The organism is Nostoc sp. DSM 114160 (genome assembly GCF_053470305.1).
In genome coordinates, this window is sequence record NZ_JBPFGO010000001.1 from 3,155,757 (window position 1) to 3,174,315 (window position 18,559).

9 protein-coding genes are annotated in these 18,559 nt (G+C 42.6%); 5 read left to right on the plus strand and 4 right to left on the minus strand.

Annotated features, from left to right (window positions below; translation table 11 throughout):
* Nucleotides 1-370: 370 nt before the first annotated feature.
* Nucleotides 371-742: a hypothetical protein gene (locus NSTCB13_RS13965; protein ID WP_448272737.1), complete on the minus strand. Its 372-nt coding sequence runs from the start codon at nt 740-742 to the stop codon at nt 371-373.
* 234 nt (nt 743-976) lie between these two features.
* Here NSTCB13_RS13965 and NSTCB13_RS13970 point away from each other — a divergent pair, with 234 nt between their 5' ends.
* Nucleotides 977-1,339, plus strand: a complete 363-nt coding sequence (locus NSTCB13_RS13970) for a hypothetical protein (protein ID WP_445628042.1) — start codon at nt 977-979, stop codon at nt 1,337-1,339.
* Between the two features lie 38 nt (nt 1,340-1,377).
* Here NSTCB13_RS13970 and NSTCB13_RS13975 read toward each other — a convergent pair whose 3' ends face one another.
* A complete protein-coding gene (locus NSTCB13_RS13975; RefSeq protein WP_448273201.1) occupies nt 1,378-2,337 on the minus strand; it encodes an NAD-dependent epimerase/dehydratase family protein in 960 nt (319 codons plus the stop codon).
* 486 nt (nt 2,338-2,823) lie between these two features.
* On the opposite strand from NSTCB13_RS13975, the gene purD reads away from it, so the two are divergent.
* The 3 genes from purD to NSTCB13_RS13990 all read left to right on the plus strand — a co-directional run bounded on the left by purD (nt 2,824) and on the right by NSTCB13_RS13990 (nt 12,013).
* Nucleotides 2,824-4,101: a phosphoribosylamine--glycine ligase gene (gene purD / locus NSTCB13_RS13980; protein ID WP_448272738.1), complete on the plus strand. Its 1,278-nt coding sequence runs from the start codon at nt 2,824-2,826 to the stop codon at nt 4,099-4,101.
* Nucleotides 4,102-4,226: 125 nt separating this feature from the next.
* Complete coding sequence (gene nblS, locus NSTCB13_RS13985) at nt 4,227-6,173, plus strand: two-component system sensor histidine kinase NblS (protein WP_445628039.1); 1,947 nt, start codon at nt 4,227-4,229, stop codon at nt 6,171-6,173.
* Nucleotides 6,174-6,571: 398 nt separating this feature from the next.
* Nucleotides 6,572-12,013 (plus strand): trifunctional serine/threonine-protein kinase/ATP-binding protein/sensor histidine kinase, encoded by a 5,442-nt coding sequence (locus NSTCB13_RS13990; RefSeq protein ID WP_448272739.1) that lies wholly within the window; start codon nt 6,572-6,574, stop codon nt 12,011-12,013.
* Between the two features lie 66 nt (nt 12,014-12,079).
* Here NSTCB13_RS13990 and NSTCB13_RS13995 read toward each other — a convergent pair whose 3' ends face one another.
* Nucleotides 12,080-12,250, minus strand: a complete 171-nt coding sequence (locus NSTCB13_RS13995; protein WP_448272740.1) for a hypothetical protein — start codon at nt 12,248-12,250, stop codon at nt 12,080-12,082.
* 453 nt (nt 12,251-12,703) lie between these two features.
* Here NSTCB13_RS13995 and NSTCB13_RS14000 point away from each other — a divergent pair, with 453 nt between their 5' ends.
* Nucleotides 12,704-17,500 (plus strand): amino acid adenylation domain-containing protein, encoded by a 4,797-nt coding sequence (locus NSTCB13_RS14000; RefSeq protein WP_448272741.1) that lies wholly within the window; start codon nt 12,704-12,706, stop codon nt 17,498-17,500.
* Between the two features lie 612 nt (nt 17,501-18,112).
* Here the strand turns inward: NSTCB13_RS14000 and NSTCB13_RS14005 are convergent.
* Nucleotides 18,113-18,484 carry a zinc ribbon domain-containing protein gene (locus NSTCB13_RS14005; RefSeq protein WP_322678886.1) on the minus strand — a complete coding sequence of 124 codons (372 nt, stop codon included), beginning with the start codon at nt 18,482-18,484 and terminating at the stop codon, nt 18,113-18,115.
* Nucleotides 18,485-18,559 lie beyond the last annotated feature (75 nt).

Consider the following 18,559-nt stretch of genomic DNA (forward strand, 5'->3'; position numbering starts at 1 on the left):
GTGTTCTTCTTGAGTTTGAGGGTTAAAGGATATCTGAAAACTTTTTGGTGTTGTATTCAAGAATTGTAGATCCTCCTAAATCCCCCCCTTTTTTAGGAGGCTAGGGGAGATCAAGCAAAATATTTAATACTTCTCAGACATCCTTTTAGCATTAATGCCGTAGGCTTACCGGGAGAAAAACGCTGCAAATTGCAAATAGTAAAAAGCAAATTTGTTTGACCTACGCACAATATAAATCGGAATTAGAAAATTCATAGAGCCTCCAGAAGGATAATATTAGGATTGATTGACACAACTATCGAATACATCTTTATTTACCGTTGCGATATTACTCAAATCACTGGTGTTTCCTTCTCCACTCCCCAATTAGTTAATTTCGGAATTTTGCGATCGCATCAAAAAATATTGCTCCAGGGTTGACGTTTCGGTGTTTCGCGCAGTCTGTAGCAACTTCCGCCTTCCCTGCAAGAACTTCCGCCTTCCCTGCAAGAACTTCCGCCAAGACGTTTCGGTGTTTTGCGCAGTCTGTAGCAACTTCCGCCTTCCCTGTAAGAACTTCCGCCAAGACGTTTCGGTGTTTTGCGCAGTCTGTAGCAACTTCCGCCAAGACGTTTTGGTGTTTCGCGCAGCTTGTAATAACTTCCGCCTTCCCTGCAAGAACTTCCGCTTCTGCATGGGAAGTTTCCCGACTTATCCCTTGCGCGTCTCCCAAAGAAAGAAGCAAGTGGCGTTTGAGGAACAAAACCCAACATTTTCATAGCTTTGTTGGGTTGCGCTTTGCTTCACCCAACCTACAATTTTTTTTAACCCAAGCGTATTGGGTTATCAAAGAGAGAGGTAAGATAAAAATTGGTGAAAATACTCAAATTTTAATGATTAAAAAAATAAATAATTTTACTCAGGACAACCTTTTAAAAAATTGTCCACTATGGAATTACTAAAAGTTTAGGTTATCTTTTCAGGCAAAGGAGTATTAATGGCAAGGCACAAACGCGATTCACGTATTCTGAGCAAAGCTGAAATGCGCTTGGCAAGTATTAAATCTATTAGTCCTACCCTAGATGTAGGAGAAAGTTTAACAGTTAAAGATTACACTGACAAAATTGAAAATCTCCGTCAATCTCTGGAAATTTACAATACTACCCTCTCTAATATTGATGTTTTATTAACCCAAATTATTGAAAATGAACAAGATTTAGCAGATTATTCTGAAAAAATTTTGCTTGGTGTTGCTCATAAGTTTGGTAAAAATAGCCATCAATATCAGATGGCTGGAGGTACTCGTAAAAGCGACCGCAAGCGTGCTACACGCCAAGGTGTTGTTTTGACTACCAGCTAAGGGCAAAACGGTTCAACAGATAAAGAGAATCAGGAAAATTAAGAAGATAGGGAATACAAAGATTTTACCCACTCCCATTCCTGCGTCAAACCCTCTTTTAGGGAGACTTGCGGCTGATATCCGAGAATTTTCTGCGCTTTAGATACATCAGCAGCCGTGTGGCGCGCGTCTCCCATCGCTTTTTCTATATGGTTTCTTTTGATTGGCTTCCCAACAATTTCTTCAATCGTATTTAAAACTTCTGCTAAAACCACCCTGCTACCACCACCGATATTAAAGATTTCTCCCACTGCTTGGGGTGCGTTAGCGGCGGCTAAATTAGCGGCGACGATATCACTAACAAACGTAAACTCCCGCGTTTGCTGGCCATCGCCGTAAATAGGAATCGCCTCATCGTGCAAAATGGATTGAAAAAACTTATTAAATGCCATATCTGGGCGCTGTTTGGGGCCATAAACTGTAAAATAGCGCAATGTCACACAGGGCACACCAAAGTTCTTGTAATACAGCTCGCACAAAAACTCTGCTGCTAGCTTCGTAATGCCGTAAGGAGAAACAGGTTGAGGACAAATTTTCTCGTGAGTAGGTAATGTTTCCGCATCACCATATACACTAGATGAAGAGGCAAACACTAATCTTTTGAGGTCTTTAGCATCCTTAGCTGCTTCTAGCAAAACTTGTGTAGCGTTAACATTTCGTTCTGTATAGCCTCGAAAAGCTTTACCCCAACTTGCTCTGACCCCTGCTTGTGCCGCTTGATGGTAAACTACATCAACATCTTTTAGGAGTTTTTGCCAATCTAAAAACTGCATATCTCCTTCAATTAATGCAAAACCAGGGAAACGATATAAGTGTCCAACATTATTTCGCTTTAACATCGGATCGTAATAATCATTAAATTCATCAATCCCGATTACTTCTTCTCCTTGTTCTAGCAATGTTTCTGCAAGCTGAGAACCAATAAAGCCTGCGACTCCAGTAACGATAATTTTAGCCATGTTGCCGATTTTTATATCCTGATTAACCGCGATATTCACAAGTTAATAATTATAATCAAAAATTGGTTATTGATTGATGATTTTTTCATAGATAATTTGATTCGTATCAGCAAAAAAGATAATTCAACTAATATACGTCTGCTGAAAATATGTTACTAACTTTATTTGGTAATTGTTAACAATAAAAATTCCAATTCTACTAATTAGTCAAATTTAATTTTTAAGAAAAAACTTACAATTCAGATAAGTCCAAAATACTTGTAGAGACGGCGATTTATCGCGTCTTGTAAAGACGGCGATTTATCGCGTCTCAAGTGTATGTGGTACAAGCATTTGACCTTAAATTGACACCAATAAGCCTATTCTGACTCCTGAATTCTCCTGTAAACCAAAAGAAACTTGCACAAGTGTGAGAATTGATGAAAAAATTGATCCGCGAGAGCAGTTAAGGTATTCTCATTTTGCAAGGGACGCACGAGGAAATCAGTGAAAGTTTTAGTTGTTGGTAATGGAGGGCGCGAACACGCTCTGGCGTGGAAACTGTTGCAATCTAAGCAAATTGAGCAAGTTATCTGTGTACCAGGGAATGGGGGCACGGCAAGTATGGAACGTTGCCAAAACTTGCCCTTAGCAGTAGATGATTTTGAGGGAATGAGCCGATATGCTCTCTTAAATGGCGTAACTCTGGTAATAGTTGGCCCAGAAATTCCCCTATCTAAGGGAATCACAGATTATCTCCAAGATAAAGGATTGATGGTATTTGGCCCAGTCAGAGCCGGAGCGCAAATTGAAGCGAGTAAAGCTTGGGCAAAAGCCTTGATGCAAGAAGCAGGAATTCCGACGGCACGGGCTGCGGTATTTACGGAAGCTAAGGCAGCAAAATCTTACGTCAAATCTCAGGGAGCGCCCATTGTTGTTAAAGCTGATGGCTTGGCGGCTGGTAAGGGTGTAACGGTAGCTGAAACAGTTGCACAGGCAGAAAGTGCCGTTGATGCAATTTTTCAAGGACAATTTGGCAGTGCTGGTAAATTTGTCGTCATTGAAGAATGTTTGATTGGGCAAGAGGTGTCAGTTTTAGCGTTGACTGATGGGTTAACAATTAGACCCTTGTTGCCAGCGCAAGATCATAAGCGGATTGGTGAGGGCGATACGGGCGAAAATACTGGCGGGATGGGAGCATACAGCCCCGCACCCATCGCTACACCAGAGTTGATGGCACGCATTCAAACAGAAGTATTAGAAAGAGCGATCGCCACCTTAAGAGCTAAAGGCATTGATTACCGAGGCGTGCTGTATGCTGGGTTAATGATTGCACCCGATGGCGACTTGAAAGTTTTGGAATTTAATTGTCGCTTTGGCGACCCGGAAACCCAGGTGATTTTACCACTGTTAGAAACACCCCTAGAAGAGTTGATTCTAGCTTGCGTACAGCAGCGCTTAAGTGAATTGCCGCCCATTGTTTGGAAAGGGGGAGCATCTGCTACTGTCGTTGCCGCTTCCGGTGGTTATCCAGGAGAATATCAAAAAGGCCAGGTAATTACTGGCATTGAGCAGGCAGAAGCAGCAGGAGCAACTGTATTTCATGCAGGTACGAAATTGAACCAGCAACAAGAAATAGTCACAGATGGGGGTCGAGTATTAAATGTGACCGGAATTGGAGAAAATTTTGAGCAAGCGATCGCCCAAGCCTACGCTAGTATCAAACATATTCAGTTTCAGGGGATGTATTACCGGAAAGATATTGGTTATAGAGTTAGGAGTTAAGAGTTAGGAGTTATTCGCCATGCCCAATGCCCTATTCCCTCTTTCCCTAACATATTTGTCAAATTAACTGTTAATTTTTAAGTTGTTGGGCTTTATAACAAAGACTACTAACAACTTTATTTAAGATGCTAAGTCTGTTCAAATCAATTCGAGATGCGATCGCAAGTTGGTGGTCGGAATTCACTCTCCAGACTAAACTGCTGGCTGTGGCCACAATGGTAGTTTCGTTGGTGATGAGTGGTTTGACCTTCTGGGCTGTAAATACAATTCAGCAGGATGCGCGGATGAATGACACCCGCTTTGGTCGTGATTTGGGGCTGCTGCTTGCTGCCAACGTTACCCCCTTGGTCGCTGACAATAATCTCACCGAGGTCGCCCGATTTTCCCAACGTTTCTATAGCAGCACCTCTAGCGTGCGTTATATGCTCTACGCCGATGAAAACGGGGAAATCTTTTTTGGCATTCCTTTTTGGGAAGCCGAGGTAGAAAATTCCCTTACCATTAAACGGCGGATACAACTGCCAGAAGATTACCCTGGTGATGGGGAAAAGCCGATGGTGCGGCAACACACAACTCCAGATGGGACAGTCACCGATGTATTTATTCCCCTGATTGTCAATAAAAAATACTTAGGTGTATTAGCGATCGGGATCAACCCCAATCAGACCGCTGTTATCTCCACCAATTTTACCCGCGATGTCACCATTGCCGTTTTTATCACCATTTGGGTAATGGTGATTTTAGCAGGAGTGATTAACGCTTTGACCATCACCAAGCCGATTAAAGAATTACTGGTGGGGGTAAAGCAAATTGCTACCGGGAATTTTAAGCAGCGGATTAATTTACCTTTAGGCGGCGAACTAGGGGAATTAATTTTCAGCTTTAATGAGATGGCAGAGCGATTAGAGCGCTATGAAGAACAGAACATTGAAGAACTAACCGCAGAAAAAGCCAAGCTAGAAACTTTAGTTTCCACGATCGCAGATGGTGCCGTGTTGATCGATCACAACATGCAGGTGATTTTAGTCAACCCTACAGCAGAGCGAATTTTTGGCTGGGAAGCCGCTAATGTAGTCGGTGGCAATGTCTTGCATCACTTGCCAGCATCAGTACAAATCGAAATCACCCGTCCCTTGTACGAAATGGCAGCAGGCGAATGCGAAAGCGCCGAATTCCGAATTTTTATTAACCAACCCACCCCACGGACGATTCGTATTCTCTTGACTACAGTACTCAATCTGCAAAGAGAAAGCATCAAAGGTATTGCGATTACTATTCAAGATATAACCCGTGAAGTCGAACTAAACGAGGCAAAAAGTCAATTTATCAGCAACGTTTCTCACGAACTGCGAACGCCTCTATTTAACATTAAAACTTATATTGAAACTTTGCACGACTACGGCGAAGACTTAGCTTTACAAGAACGCCAAGAGTTTCTGCAAACAGTCAACCATGAAACCGATCGCCTAACTCGCCTAGTTAACGATGTTTTGGATTTATCAAAACTTGAATCTGGTCGCAACTACAGCTTTGATGGCGTAGATTTAGCCCAAGCGATCGAGCAAACCCTGCGTACTTACCAACTCAATGCAAAAGATAAAGGTGTTGAACTTGTTCAAGAAGTTGCCCCTAATTTGCCGCTAGTATTAGGTAATTACGATCTATTAGTACAAGTGTTTGGCAACCTGATTGGTAATGCGCTTAAATTCACCAAAGCCGGTGGTAAAGTAGCAATCCGCGCCTACCAACTAGATTTCAAACCCAGTCACAACGAATCTGCACCAGTGCGGATTGAAATTTCCGATACTGGAATTGGCATCGCCACAGAAGATCAACACTCAATTTTTGAACGCTTCTTCCGCGTAGAAAACCGAGTTCACACCCTAGAAGGTACGGGTTTAGGTTTATCGATTGTTAGAAATATCATCGACAGACATCGTAGTAAAGTCTATCTAGTGAGTGAAGTCGGCATTGGCACCACTTTTTGGTTTGACTTAGCCATCTTTGAAGAAAAAGTCCCACCGATACAAGTTGAACCTATTGCCGAAACATCCAAAATCACCACAGTTTGAAAATTGCAGAAGCAGCCAAAATCATCACAGCCTGAAGATTAGGGATTGAGTATAGTTTGTTATTTTTTACCATTCCCGATAGTGGCAATTTTGGATGAAGCCTTTGAAGGAATTGCCACACTTTATTCAATTTATACATAAGAGTTGATTAGCGATCGCTCTCTAGGTGGATCGTCTCACAAAATCGCATTGCTCTCTTTTGAATCTAGAAATACTGCACTAACTGTTCGCATAGTTGTTGATACAACTGTCATTGACAATCTTCGTGCAAGCAGCATTGAATTTTGTTTAGTTGTGGCTCAATTAATTATGTATACAAGTTACGGAATGTTTATTCTGCCAAATTCTTGGGAAATATTAAAATGATCGACTTCTTCTAAAAATTTTAACTTTACCCTATGACGACGCTGGCAGCAATCCCCGATTCAAATCCATTGCCGTATATCCCTGGTTATGCCATTGTTAAGCAGCTCTATGCAGGTTCTCAGACAATAGTTTATCGAGCAGTGCAGGAGTCAAGTCAGCGTCCGGTGGTGATTAAACTATTACGGCAAGACTACCCCAACTTTAACGAATTATTACAGTTTCGTAACGAGTATGCAATTACTAAAAATCTCAACATTCCTGGCATAATTCATCCATTAAGCCTAGAAGCATACGCTAACAGCTATGCCTTAGTGATGGAAGACTTTGGCGGCATTTCCCTACGGGATTATACCCAAAATTATTCCTTATCTTTAGGAGAATTTTTAGAAATAGCCCGACAAATTGCTGATATTCTCCATGATGTCTGCCAGCATCGAGTCATCCACAAAGATATCAAACCCGCCAACATTCTGATTCATCCAGAATCACAACAAGTCAAGCTGATTGACTTCAGCATTGCCTCACTCCTCCCCCGCGAAACCCAAAAAATCCAAAATCCGAATGTGTTGGAAGGAACCCTTGCCTATCTTTCCCCAGAGCAAACCGGACGAATGAATCGCGGCATTGATTACCGCAGTGATTTTTATGCTTTAGGGGTGACATTGTACGAACTTTTGACTGGACAATTACCCTTTCAATCCAACGATCCGATGGAGTTAGTACACTGTCATTTAGCCAAGCTGCCACTCGCCCCACACAGTATTAATCCAGAAATTCCCGCGATCGTTTCAGAGATAGTATTGAAGTTGATGGCGAAAAATGCCGAAGATCGGTATCAGAGCGCCTTGGGTTTGAAATATGACTTAGAATGCTGTCTCAATCAATGGAAAGCAACGGGTAGAATAGAAGCCTTTGTTTTGGGACAACGGGATGTGTGCGATCGCTTCATTATCCCCGAAAAACTCTATGGGCGAGAAACAGAAGTTGCAAACTTGCTCAAAGCTTTTGAGCGCGTCGCTAATGGCAGTTCAGAAATGATGCTAGTAGCAGGATTTTCCGGGATTGGTAAAACTGCGGCGATCAATGAAATTCATAAACCGATTGTCAGACAACGCGGTTACTTCATCAAAGGCAAGTACGATCAGTTGCAGCGTAATATTCCCTTCAGTGCCTTGATGCAAGCCTTTCGTGATTTGATGGGACAACTGCTGAGTGAGAGTAATGTCCAATTGGCCCAATGGAGGGCGAAAATTTTGGCGGCTGTGGGTGAAAGCGGACAAGCAATTGTTGATGTGATCCCGGAACTAGAGCGAATTATCGGTCAACAGCCCCCAGTCCCAGAACTATCTGGTAATGCTGCCCAAAATCGTTTTAATTTGCTATTTCAGAAATTTATCGAGGTTTTTACCACCCCTGAGCATCCGCTGGTGATGTTTCTAGATGACTTGCAATGGGCAGATTCGGCTTCTCTGAATTTGCTGCAATTATTGATGAGTGAAGCCAGTTCTGGATATTTACTCATTCTGGGCGCTTATCGAGATAATGAAGTTTTTCCGACTCATCCCTTGATACTGACGCTGGAGCAGATTCAGCAAGCCCAAGCTACCGTCAATACGATCGCCTTGCAACCCTTGTCCGAAATAACGGTGAATCAATTGGTGGCAGACACCTTAAGTTGTCCCCACGAACTGGCTCAACCCCTGACGCAATTGGTATATCAAAAAACTAAAGGCAATCCCTTTTTTACAACGCAGTTTCTCAAAGCACTGCACGAAGAGGGTTGCATTCAGTTTCAGCCTGAACTGGGTTACTGGCAATGCGACCTGGCTTCGGTGCGGCAGTTGGCATTGACCGATGGAGTGGTAGAGTTCATAGCATTGCAGTTACAAAAACTTCCGGTGGATACACAGGAGCTTTTGAAACTGGCGGCTTGTATTGGCAACCAATTTGATTTGAAGACCTTGGCAATGGTCTGTGAAAAATCACTTGTTGATATAGCGACCAACCTATGGACAGCCTTACAAGAAGGACTGATTCTCCCCATTAGCGAAACTTACAAGTTCTTCCAATCAAATAACTCAGACCATATCAATCGCGGTGCTGAGATTGTCGTTCCTTATAAATTCTTGCACGATCGCGTCCAACAAACTGCCTATAGTCTGATTCCAGAAGATCGAAAACAGTCTATCCACTTCCAAATCGGGCAGCAACTGTGGGCAAATACGCCGGAAGCAGAGCGAGAAGGGAAAATTTTTGAAATTGTCAATCAATTGAACTACGGTCTGAAATTGACACCTCAAAAAAGTTCTCCTGGATTGTTGAATGCAGAAAATGGTGACGAAATCTCCAGGCTGCAAGAATTGGATCTAGCTCAACTGAACCTGCTTGCAGGACAAAAAGCCAAGGCAGCCACCGCCTATGAAATGGCAAATAAATACTTCACAGCAGGGCTGGCAGCGCTCCCAGAAAACGGTTGGTCAGATCGTTACGACCTGACCCTTGCCCTTTATACAGAAGCGGCTGAAATTGAGTACCTGAGTACCCATTTCGAGCAGGCAGAACGGCTTTCAGAAATTGTTCTTCAGCACGCCCAGGATTTGCTGCAAAAGGTGAAGATGTATGAAATCAAAATCTATTTCTACATTGCTCAGAATCAAATGCTGGCAGCGATCGATACCTCTCTACAAGTGCTGGAATTTTTGGGTGAACCGCTGTTTAAAGAACCCCCACTGGAGTTAGCGATCGAGGATTTAATTAACCTTCCAGAGATGCTCGATCCGCACAAGTTAGCAGCCATGCGAATTGCGATCGCAATGGTCACTCCCAGCCTGAATGCTAAACCAGAGTTGTTACCACTGATTGCTTACACACTAGTGAACTTATCGATTCAATTTGGCAACTCGGCATTTTCAGCATTTGGCTACACCTTTTATGGTCTGGTTCTATGTGGTACCCCAACCGGAATTGAAAAAGGCTATCGGTTTGGAAAATTAGGATTAAAATTGCTGGAGCGCTTCAACGAGAGGAAATTGTATGCAAAAGCGATCAATATTTTTGATGTGTTTGTGCGGCACTGGCAAGAACCCGCTCGGAAAACGATCGCTCCTTTACGTGAAGCGATTCAGGTTGGATTAGAAACGGGTGATGTAGAGTATGCCTGCTACAACGCCGCCTCCTACTGTAACTATCTTTTCTTTGTCGGTGAAGCACTGGAGCAGGTAAATCAGCAACAGCAAAAATACATCGATCTGTTGTTGAAATTCAAACAAGAGTATCAAATTTACTTCGGGCAAATTTGTCGTCAGCTGGTGTTGAATTTGATGGGAGCAGCAGAAGATCCCCTAATACTCGTTGGGGAGAGTTTCGACGAGCAAAAAATATTGCCGATTTTAATTGAAACTCAAAACGGAACTCTGTTGTTCCTGCTTCATCTAGCAAAGACCATTCTTCTGTTCATCTTTGAGGACTATCAGCAGGCACTTATCCATGCTCAAGAAGCCGAAAAATACCTGGGAAACATGGTTGGCTTCTTGCAGTATGCCGAACATAATTTCTATTACTCCCTCGCTCTGTTGGCTACCTGTTCAAATGGCACTGAGGCAGAGCAACAATCGGCACTAGAAAAAGTTGCAGAAAACCAGAAATTGATGAGTCAATGGGCTTTTCACGCTCCCGCCAATCATCAGCACAAATATGATTTAGTTGAAGCAGAGCGGGCAAAAATTTTAGGTCATTTAGACGCAATCACCTACTATAAAAAAGCCATTCAGGGGGCAAAAGAAAACAACTATATCCAAGAAGAAGCACTCAGCAATGAGCTGGCCGCCAAATTCTACCTAGCTTGGGGCAAAGAGAAGCTGGCCGCAGACTATATGCAACAAGCCTACTACTGCTACGCCCATTGGGGTGCAAAGGCGAAAGTTGCCCATTTAGAAGAACAATATCCGCAACTACTAACAGCCATTCTCCAATCGCCTAATCTTACCATCACATCTACGGCAACCATCCCCTTAACTTTGATGAAAAGTGTAACTAAAAGTTCTAGCAACCAAAATTTATACTTAGACTTACAAGCGGTGATGAAAGCCGCACAAGCCATCTCTCAAGAAATTGAATTAGAGAAATTGTTGGCAACCTTGATGCAGATCGCGATCGCCAATGCTGGCGCCCAAATCGGTCATTTGGTTCTTCGCCAAGATGAACAATGGTTAGTTGTAGCTCAAGCCGATCGAGAACTGGTAAAAACTTTAGAAATTCCCCTGGAGCAATACTCAGAAATTCCCCAAAGTTTGATTTATGCAGTAGCAAGAACTCAAGAGACGGCTGTGTTTGAAAACTTGAGTACAGCAGTGCAATTTGCCAGCGATCGCTACATTATCGCTCACCAGCCCAAATCAGTTTTATGTACTCCCATTAGTCGCCAAGGAAAACTCATCGGTATTTTGTACCTAGAGAACAACTTAACTTTAGGCGCTTTTAGCAGCGATCGCATCGAGATTCTCCAACTCCTAACTAGTCAAGCCGCTATCTCTGTGGAAAATGCCCGTCTGTATCAACAAACCGAAAACTATTCTTACACCCTAGAAGCAGAGGTAGAACACAAAACCCAAGCTCTCAACCAAAAAGCCCAAGATTTAGAGCAGACCTTGAAAAAATTGCAGCAAACTCAAGGACAATTAATTCATAGCGAAAAAATGTCATCTCTCGGTCAATTGGTAGCTGGTATTGCTCACGAAATTAACAATCCAGTTAATTTTATTAAAGGTAATCTTACCCATACAGAAAATTACATTCAAGATATGATGCGTTTGCTGATACTTTATCAGCAGGAATATCCCCAACCTAATCCAGCTATTCAAGCGATGAAGGAAGAGATTGAGCTTGATTTTCTGTTTAAAGATGCTAATCAAACCTTAGAATCTATGAAGAGTGGTAGCGATCGCATCAGCAAAATTGTCCAGAGTTTACGCAACTTTGCTCGCTTAGATGAAGCCGAAATCAAAGCTGTAGATTTACACAGTGGTATTGAAAGCACGCTGTTAATTTTGCAACATCGCTTACAAGCTTCTGAAAATCAACCCGAAGTGCGCGTCATTAAGGAGTATGGCAATCTACCTTTAGTTACTTGCTATCCTAGCCAGTTGAATCAAGTCTTCCTAAATCTGATTAACAATGCCATTGATGCGATTCGAGATAATCCCCAAAGCAGCCAACACCCAGAAATTCGGATTCGTACTGGAGTGATAGATCGTGACTGGTTACGAATTGCGATCGCCAATACAGATAGTACGATTCCTGTAAATCTGCAAGAGCGGATTTTTGAACCGTTTTTTACCACAAAACCCATTGGTCGCGGTCAAGGTTTGGGGTTATTTGTTAGCTATTCCATTATCCAACAACATCGCGGTACTTTAACTGTGCGTTCTCAGCCCCTTGAGGGAACTGAATTTGAGATTGTTCTCCCTATCTATTGAAGAACAATTACAGGGTTTTCAGGTAAAAGGGACTGGGGATTGGGGATTGGGTTACAAAATGAAAAATTATGGTGGGGGCTTTGACCCACCACCAAATGAAAGAGAAATTTTTCCCAGTACCCAGTACCAAGTACCCAGACAGGTGAGTGCCCATTCATGAGGCAGCGCAGTCTTGGGGTCTCCCGCTTCGGGTTCGTGAGTTCGCAATCGACGCAGAGTGCCAAGACTGCGACTCACTCACCAAGTCTACGGTGTACACACAAGTCGAGAAATCCTATCTGAAACTTGGTTTCGTCGCCCTAGCTCTAAAATTAGGGGGATAAATAGAGTTTCAAGTTGCCTACAATTTGGGGATTTATCGGCAACTAAAGAGTTGAAACCCTTGCGGTCTATACTTGTGTGTACACGGTAGCTCACCAAGTGGAGCGACTGCCGTCCCACACCAACGTAGACGTATAGTCTGGGCATTCTGGGCACGACCAGGTAAATGAAGTACACACGTAGGGGCACAGCAATGCTGTGCCCTTCAGATTGTCTGTACTTCACCCCTGTTGCAATCTGCTGTAATTCTTACGAAACGCCCACTATTTTCATTCCTCTAAACTCATACCAAGTAGAAACTTTTCATTGTGACTAGCCAATTTAAGTATTTAAGAATAAATTAGTAGTATCAAAAACTACTAATTTATTGTGAAAAATTCTACTGAAAGTTCTCAACAAGACCTCAGTTTACCCAAGATAGAAGCAGACCAGCTGCTTCTGGAATGGCAAGAAAATCCAGCAGCTTACGTAAGTAATATATGTATCCATCAGTTGTTTGAATATCAAGTAGAAAAAACACCTGAGCAAATTGCAGTCATATTTGAAGACAAACAAGTTTCTTATCAAGAACTTAACCAGCGAGCTAATCAACTAGCGCACTATTTACAAACTCTGAATGTCCAACCTGAGGTTTTAGTTGGCATTTGTCTGGAGCGATCGCTGGAAATGATCGTTGGACTATTAGCCATCCTCAAAGCAGGTGGAGCTTATGTCCCCTTAGATCCAGCCTATCCCTCAGAGCGCCTAGCTTTCATGCTAGAGGACTCACAGTTATCGATACTGCTGACACAACAAAATTTACTTTCAAAGCTTCCAGAGCATCAGGCCCATATAGTTTGTCTAGATAGCGATAAAGAGGCAATTACTCAACAAAGTCAGGAGAATTTAACCTGTCTAGCCACAGATAAAAACCTGTCTTATGTCATTTACACCTCCGGTTCGACTGGTAAACCGAAAGGGGTAGCTATCGAACATCACAGCACAGTCGCTTTGTTGCATTGGGCAAAAGAAGTTTTTACAACCGAGGATCTAGCTGGAGTCCTAGCCGCAACATCTATTTGCTTCGATCTCTCAGTTTTTGAAATATTTGTTCCCCTCAGTTGGGGTGGTAAGGTGATTTTGGCAGAAAATGCCTTGTATTTACCGACCTTACCTGCCGCTAACGAAGTCACTCTCATCAATACAGTGCCATCTGCGATCGCAGAGTTACTGAGAATTCAAGGTATACCCGCTTCTGTTCGCATCGTTAACTTAGCAGGTGAACCTCTGCAAAATCGTTTGGTGCAGCAGATATATACGTTGGACAATATTCAAAAAGTCTTTAATCTATACGGCCCGACAGAAGATACAACCTATTCCACATTTGCCTTGATAAAGAAAGGCGACAGCATCGTGACAATTGGTCGTGCGATCGCCAATACATACTGTCTTGTGTTGGACGAACAAATGCAGATAGTACCCACAGGTGTTTCTGGAGAACTATACATTGGCGGCGAGGGACTAGCTAGAGGTTATCTCAACCGTCCAGAACTGACAGACCAGCGATTCATTCCCAACCCATTCAACAATTCAAAATTATATAAAACTGGGGATTTAACTCGTTACTTACCAGACGGCAACATTGAGTATATTGGACGCATTGACCAACAAGTAAAGATTCGCGGCTTCCGGATTGAGCTAGGAGAAATTGAAACTGCACTGTGGCAACATCCTGATGTGCAAGAAGCTGTGGTGATTGCTAGAGAATTTTCCCCTGGCGACAAACGCCTAGTAGCTTACGTAGTTCCCAAGCCCGAATCATCAGACACGAATGTTGGTAATTTACGCCGTTTTCTCAAACAGAAATTGCCCGACTACGCGATCCCTTCTCGGTTTGTGCAATTGAGTGCTTTACCCTTAACAGCTAATGGAAAAGTCGATCGTAAGGCGCTCCCAGCACCCGTTCAAACTTTGAATGCAAATGAGAAGTTTGTTGCTCCTCGCACTCCTATTGAGGAACGAGTAGCAGAAATTTGGTCTACAGTATTGGGTCTAAAAAACATTGGCGTTCATGACAATTTCTTAGCGTTGGGAGGCCATTCCTTACTAGCCTTTCAGATCCTCTGCCGTATCCGCGACATCTTTCAAGTTGAGTTACCAATGCGGCATTTCTTTGAAGCGCCCACCATCTCTGAAATAGCCCAAAGCATTAGACAAGCACAACAGGAAAACATAGGATGTTCTGTGCCAATACAATCTATTGGGCGCGATGGCGATTTACCGCTTTCCTTTGGGCAAGAACGGTTGTGGTTTATTGACCAGTTAGTACCCAATCATGCTTTTTACAATGTGCCCGAAGCCTTTCGCCTCAGAGGTGTACTCAACGCCACAATATTAGAGCAGAGCTTGAATGAAATTATCAACCGTCATGAAGTCCTACGAACTACATATTCGAGCTTGAACGGACAACCCATACAGGTCATCCACTCAACTTTTCCCATCAAACTCTTAGTGGTGAATCTCCAAGGGCTGTCTCCAGACGAGCAAGAATCTCAAGTCCGCCAGTTCATCCTTGAAGAAGCCCAACGTCCTTTCAATTTAGTTCAAGGACCATTGCTACGAACAACATTGCTGCAATTGAGTTCACAAGAACATATATTCCTCCTCAACCTACACCACATTCTTTGTGATGATTGGTCTTTAAGTGTTTTGTTCGAGGAACTGTCAGCTCTCTATCAAGCTTTCTGCACTGGCAACCCTTCTCCTCTTCCTGACTTAGCTATTCAGTATGCAGACTTTGCAGCTTGGCAACGGCAGTCGCTACAAGGTGAAATTTTAGATAATAAGCTTGCCTATTGGCAGCAACATTTGAGTGGCAGTCTACCCATATTAGAATTGCCCACCGATTATCCACGACCATTAGAGCCAACATATCAAGGGGCGCGTCAATCAGTCGTTATTCCCAAATCCCTAACAGATGCCCTCAATGTTCTCTCGCGCCAAGAAAGTACTACCTTGTTTATGACCTTGTTGGCAGCATTCCAGACACTCCTATTTCGCTACACAGGGCAAGAAGACATTTTAGTAGGCGCTCCGATTAGCGATCGCCACCGTTCTGAATTAGAAGGACTAATTGGGTTTTTGCTCAATACTTTGGTATTGCGAACCAACTTGTCTGACTCCCCAAGTTTCCGGCAGTTGTTAGGCCGAGTCCGGGAAGTAGCTTTATCGGGTTATACTCACCAAGACTTACCGTTTGAGAAACTAGTTGATGGTCTGCAAATTAAGCGGGACTTGAAGCAAAATCCACTGATTTCAGTGATGTTTCATCTTCAGAATACCCCAAGACCTAAGCTGACTGTTCCCGGATTGACAATGAACCGCCTGGAAATTGACAACGGGACATCCAAGTTCGATCTATACCTGGAACTACGCGAGACAGCAGCAGGGATATCGGGCAACTTGGAATATAGTACTGACCTATTTAAAGCTGAAACGATCGCCTTGATGATAGAGCATTTTTCTACTCTCTTACAGAGTATTGTCTCTAACCCAGACCAGACAATTTCCAACTTACCCCTATTAACAATCCCTGGCGATCGACAAACTAAACAGCTATACAACGGCAATGTAGATATTCGTAGTCTACCAGAGCCGGAAATGGATAGAAGCGATTTAGAAGCAGCATTTGTCGCACCTCGTACCCCGATTGAGTCACAAATGGCTGAAATTTGGAGCCGGGTTTTGGCGATCGCAGAAGTTGGGATTCACGATAATTTCTTTGAGCTTGGCGGTAATTCCCTGCTAGCATCTCAGTTGATTTTTTATGTAAAAGAAACCTTTCAAGTAGATTTACCCCTAAAAAGCTTGTTTGAGAAATCCACTATAGAAGCGCTGGCTCAGGTAATAGAGACAGTGCGTCGAGATGGCGTTTCTACTCTAACCAGTGCGATCGATCTCAAATCTGAGGTAGTACTCGACCCTGCGATCGATGCTCAAGGAAAAACTGTTGCTCAGGTCGGTGAATTGCGTCATGTTTTTCTTACAGGAGCTACAGGCTTTTTGGGGGCTTTTTTACTTGATGAACTGCTACATCAAACTCAAGCAAAAATATACTGCCTGGTGCGTTCCACAAACGAGCATGAAGGGTTAAAAAAGATTCAACAAAACCTAGAAAAATATTCCCTTCATCACCCAAATTTTAGCTCTCGTATGATTGCGATTCCGGGAGACTTAGAACAGCCATACTTGGGTATTCCTATTGAACAGTTTGAAAAACTGGGTCTGCAAATTGATACTATTTATCACAGTGCTGCCCAAGTCAATTTTGCTAAACCATACTCTGTAATCAAGGCATCCAATGTTCTTGGAACTCAAGAAGTTCTCAGATTAGCTTGTATGGGCAAAATTAAACCAATGCATTACATTTCTACCATTGCTGTTTTTGGTGCAATCAGCCATTTTACAGGACAAAAAGTAGTTTACGAAGATGACAACATCGAGTCTTGTAAAGACTATGTTGCTCTGGATCTTGGCTATGCTCAAACCAAATGGGTAGCCGAAAATCTTGTATGGGTTGCCAAATCTAGGGGAATACCTGTTAGCGTCTTCAGAACAGGATTTCTTATGGGACATAGCAAAACAGGTATTGCTCATACACAAGATTCTTTTGTGCCTAGAGTTATTAAAGGATGCATACAGCTTGGTAGTTATCCGGAACTCATAGATCAAAAAGAAGAATTGCTTCCTGTGGATTACGCCAGCAGAGCAATTATCCATTTATCCAAAAAGCAAGAATCTCTAGGAAAAGCTTTCCATATAGTACCGCCACCCGACGAAAATATTGGACTTATCAAGCTTTTTGAGTTTATTTGTTCTTATGGTTATCAACTCAAGAAGTTACCATATACTCAGTGGAAAGATGAGCTAATTGCAAATTTCAGGCACTCTCAGGAAAATGTTTTACATCCGCTTTTACCCATGATGTCTGAAAAAGTCTATCAAGATTCTTTGACAATCATGGAGTTGTATCAAAATACAGTTGATTATGACTATCAAAATACCCTCAATGGATTGGCAGATTCTGCAATTGTTTGTCCGCCAATGGATGTTAAACTATTTGATAAATACTTCTCATATTTCGTTAGTAGTGGTTTCTTAAATTCACCACCTTTCAGACAGGAGTAAATGTTCATTCTATAATTTTCAGCTTAACATTCCCTTCCAATACTTTTCGGGTTTTGGGGGAAAGGGGAAAGGGAAAGGGTTTGAATTTACCTTTTCCCAGACCAAAAGAGAGATTGTTAGGCTTATCCGAAAAGTATTGCATTCTCTTCGACTTGCTCCAGTAATTCTGGAGTGCATAGTATGATTTATCTACTATTGAATAAGACGATGTTTGGCTGGCAGACCGGAATTGTTGTACACTCAAGTTCTTATTTGGTATTGCTGCTGAAAAACGCTACTTTCTTATCCAAGAGCATCAAAGTATGCCTTGGCATACGACTGATGATTTCTGGTTAGCAGCCCAAAGCGATAATGACACCATTTCACAAAAAATATGATACAGATGCAAACGCTCAAACATCTGCTACGTCTCAGTTTCTTATTTTTGAATTTTGAATTTTGAATTTTGAATTGGTATGACACTGTATTTGGTGCTGATGATGGTCAACTGTTAAAGGCACGTCGTGTAAAAGGGGAGCATCTTACTTTTGCAAAAGTGAGATGCTCCCTTTTTAGTTCTGTATTAGACTCAACACAGAAGCGTTATATTTTCAACTCCCCAGAGAACCCAAATCAAGACCTTAATATCACGAACAACAAACAGACCAATAATAAACCCAAAAGTAACAGCAAAGCCTGATTGCGTTTTACCCAACTTTTCACAGTTACTGCAAAACTGTTAGTGTAACGCTGCTGTTCCAACTCTAATTTTGTCTCTTCAATATTTTGATAGAGCGTACAGTCTTTGGCGTAGGGACGTTTAGGAAAATTGCAAGTATCATCAGCGTGATAGGTGCAGGTGTCGCACAGATACCCATCCCCAGCGGCGCGGTGCAATGGAATACCGGGATGACCGTAAGCTTTAAGTGTAGTCCGGCAGTAGGGACAACTAATAGCTTGACTATCAACAAGTTGATGGCAGTGGGGACAAGATACAGTAGCCAAAACCTTTAGCGCAAATAGGTAAACACTTTGATTTTAGCCATTTACAGGGATAATGGGGAAATACATACGTAGCCT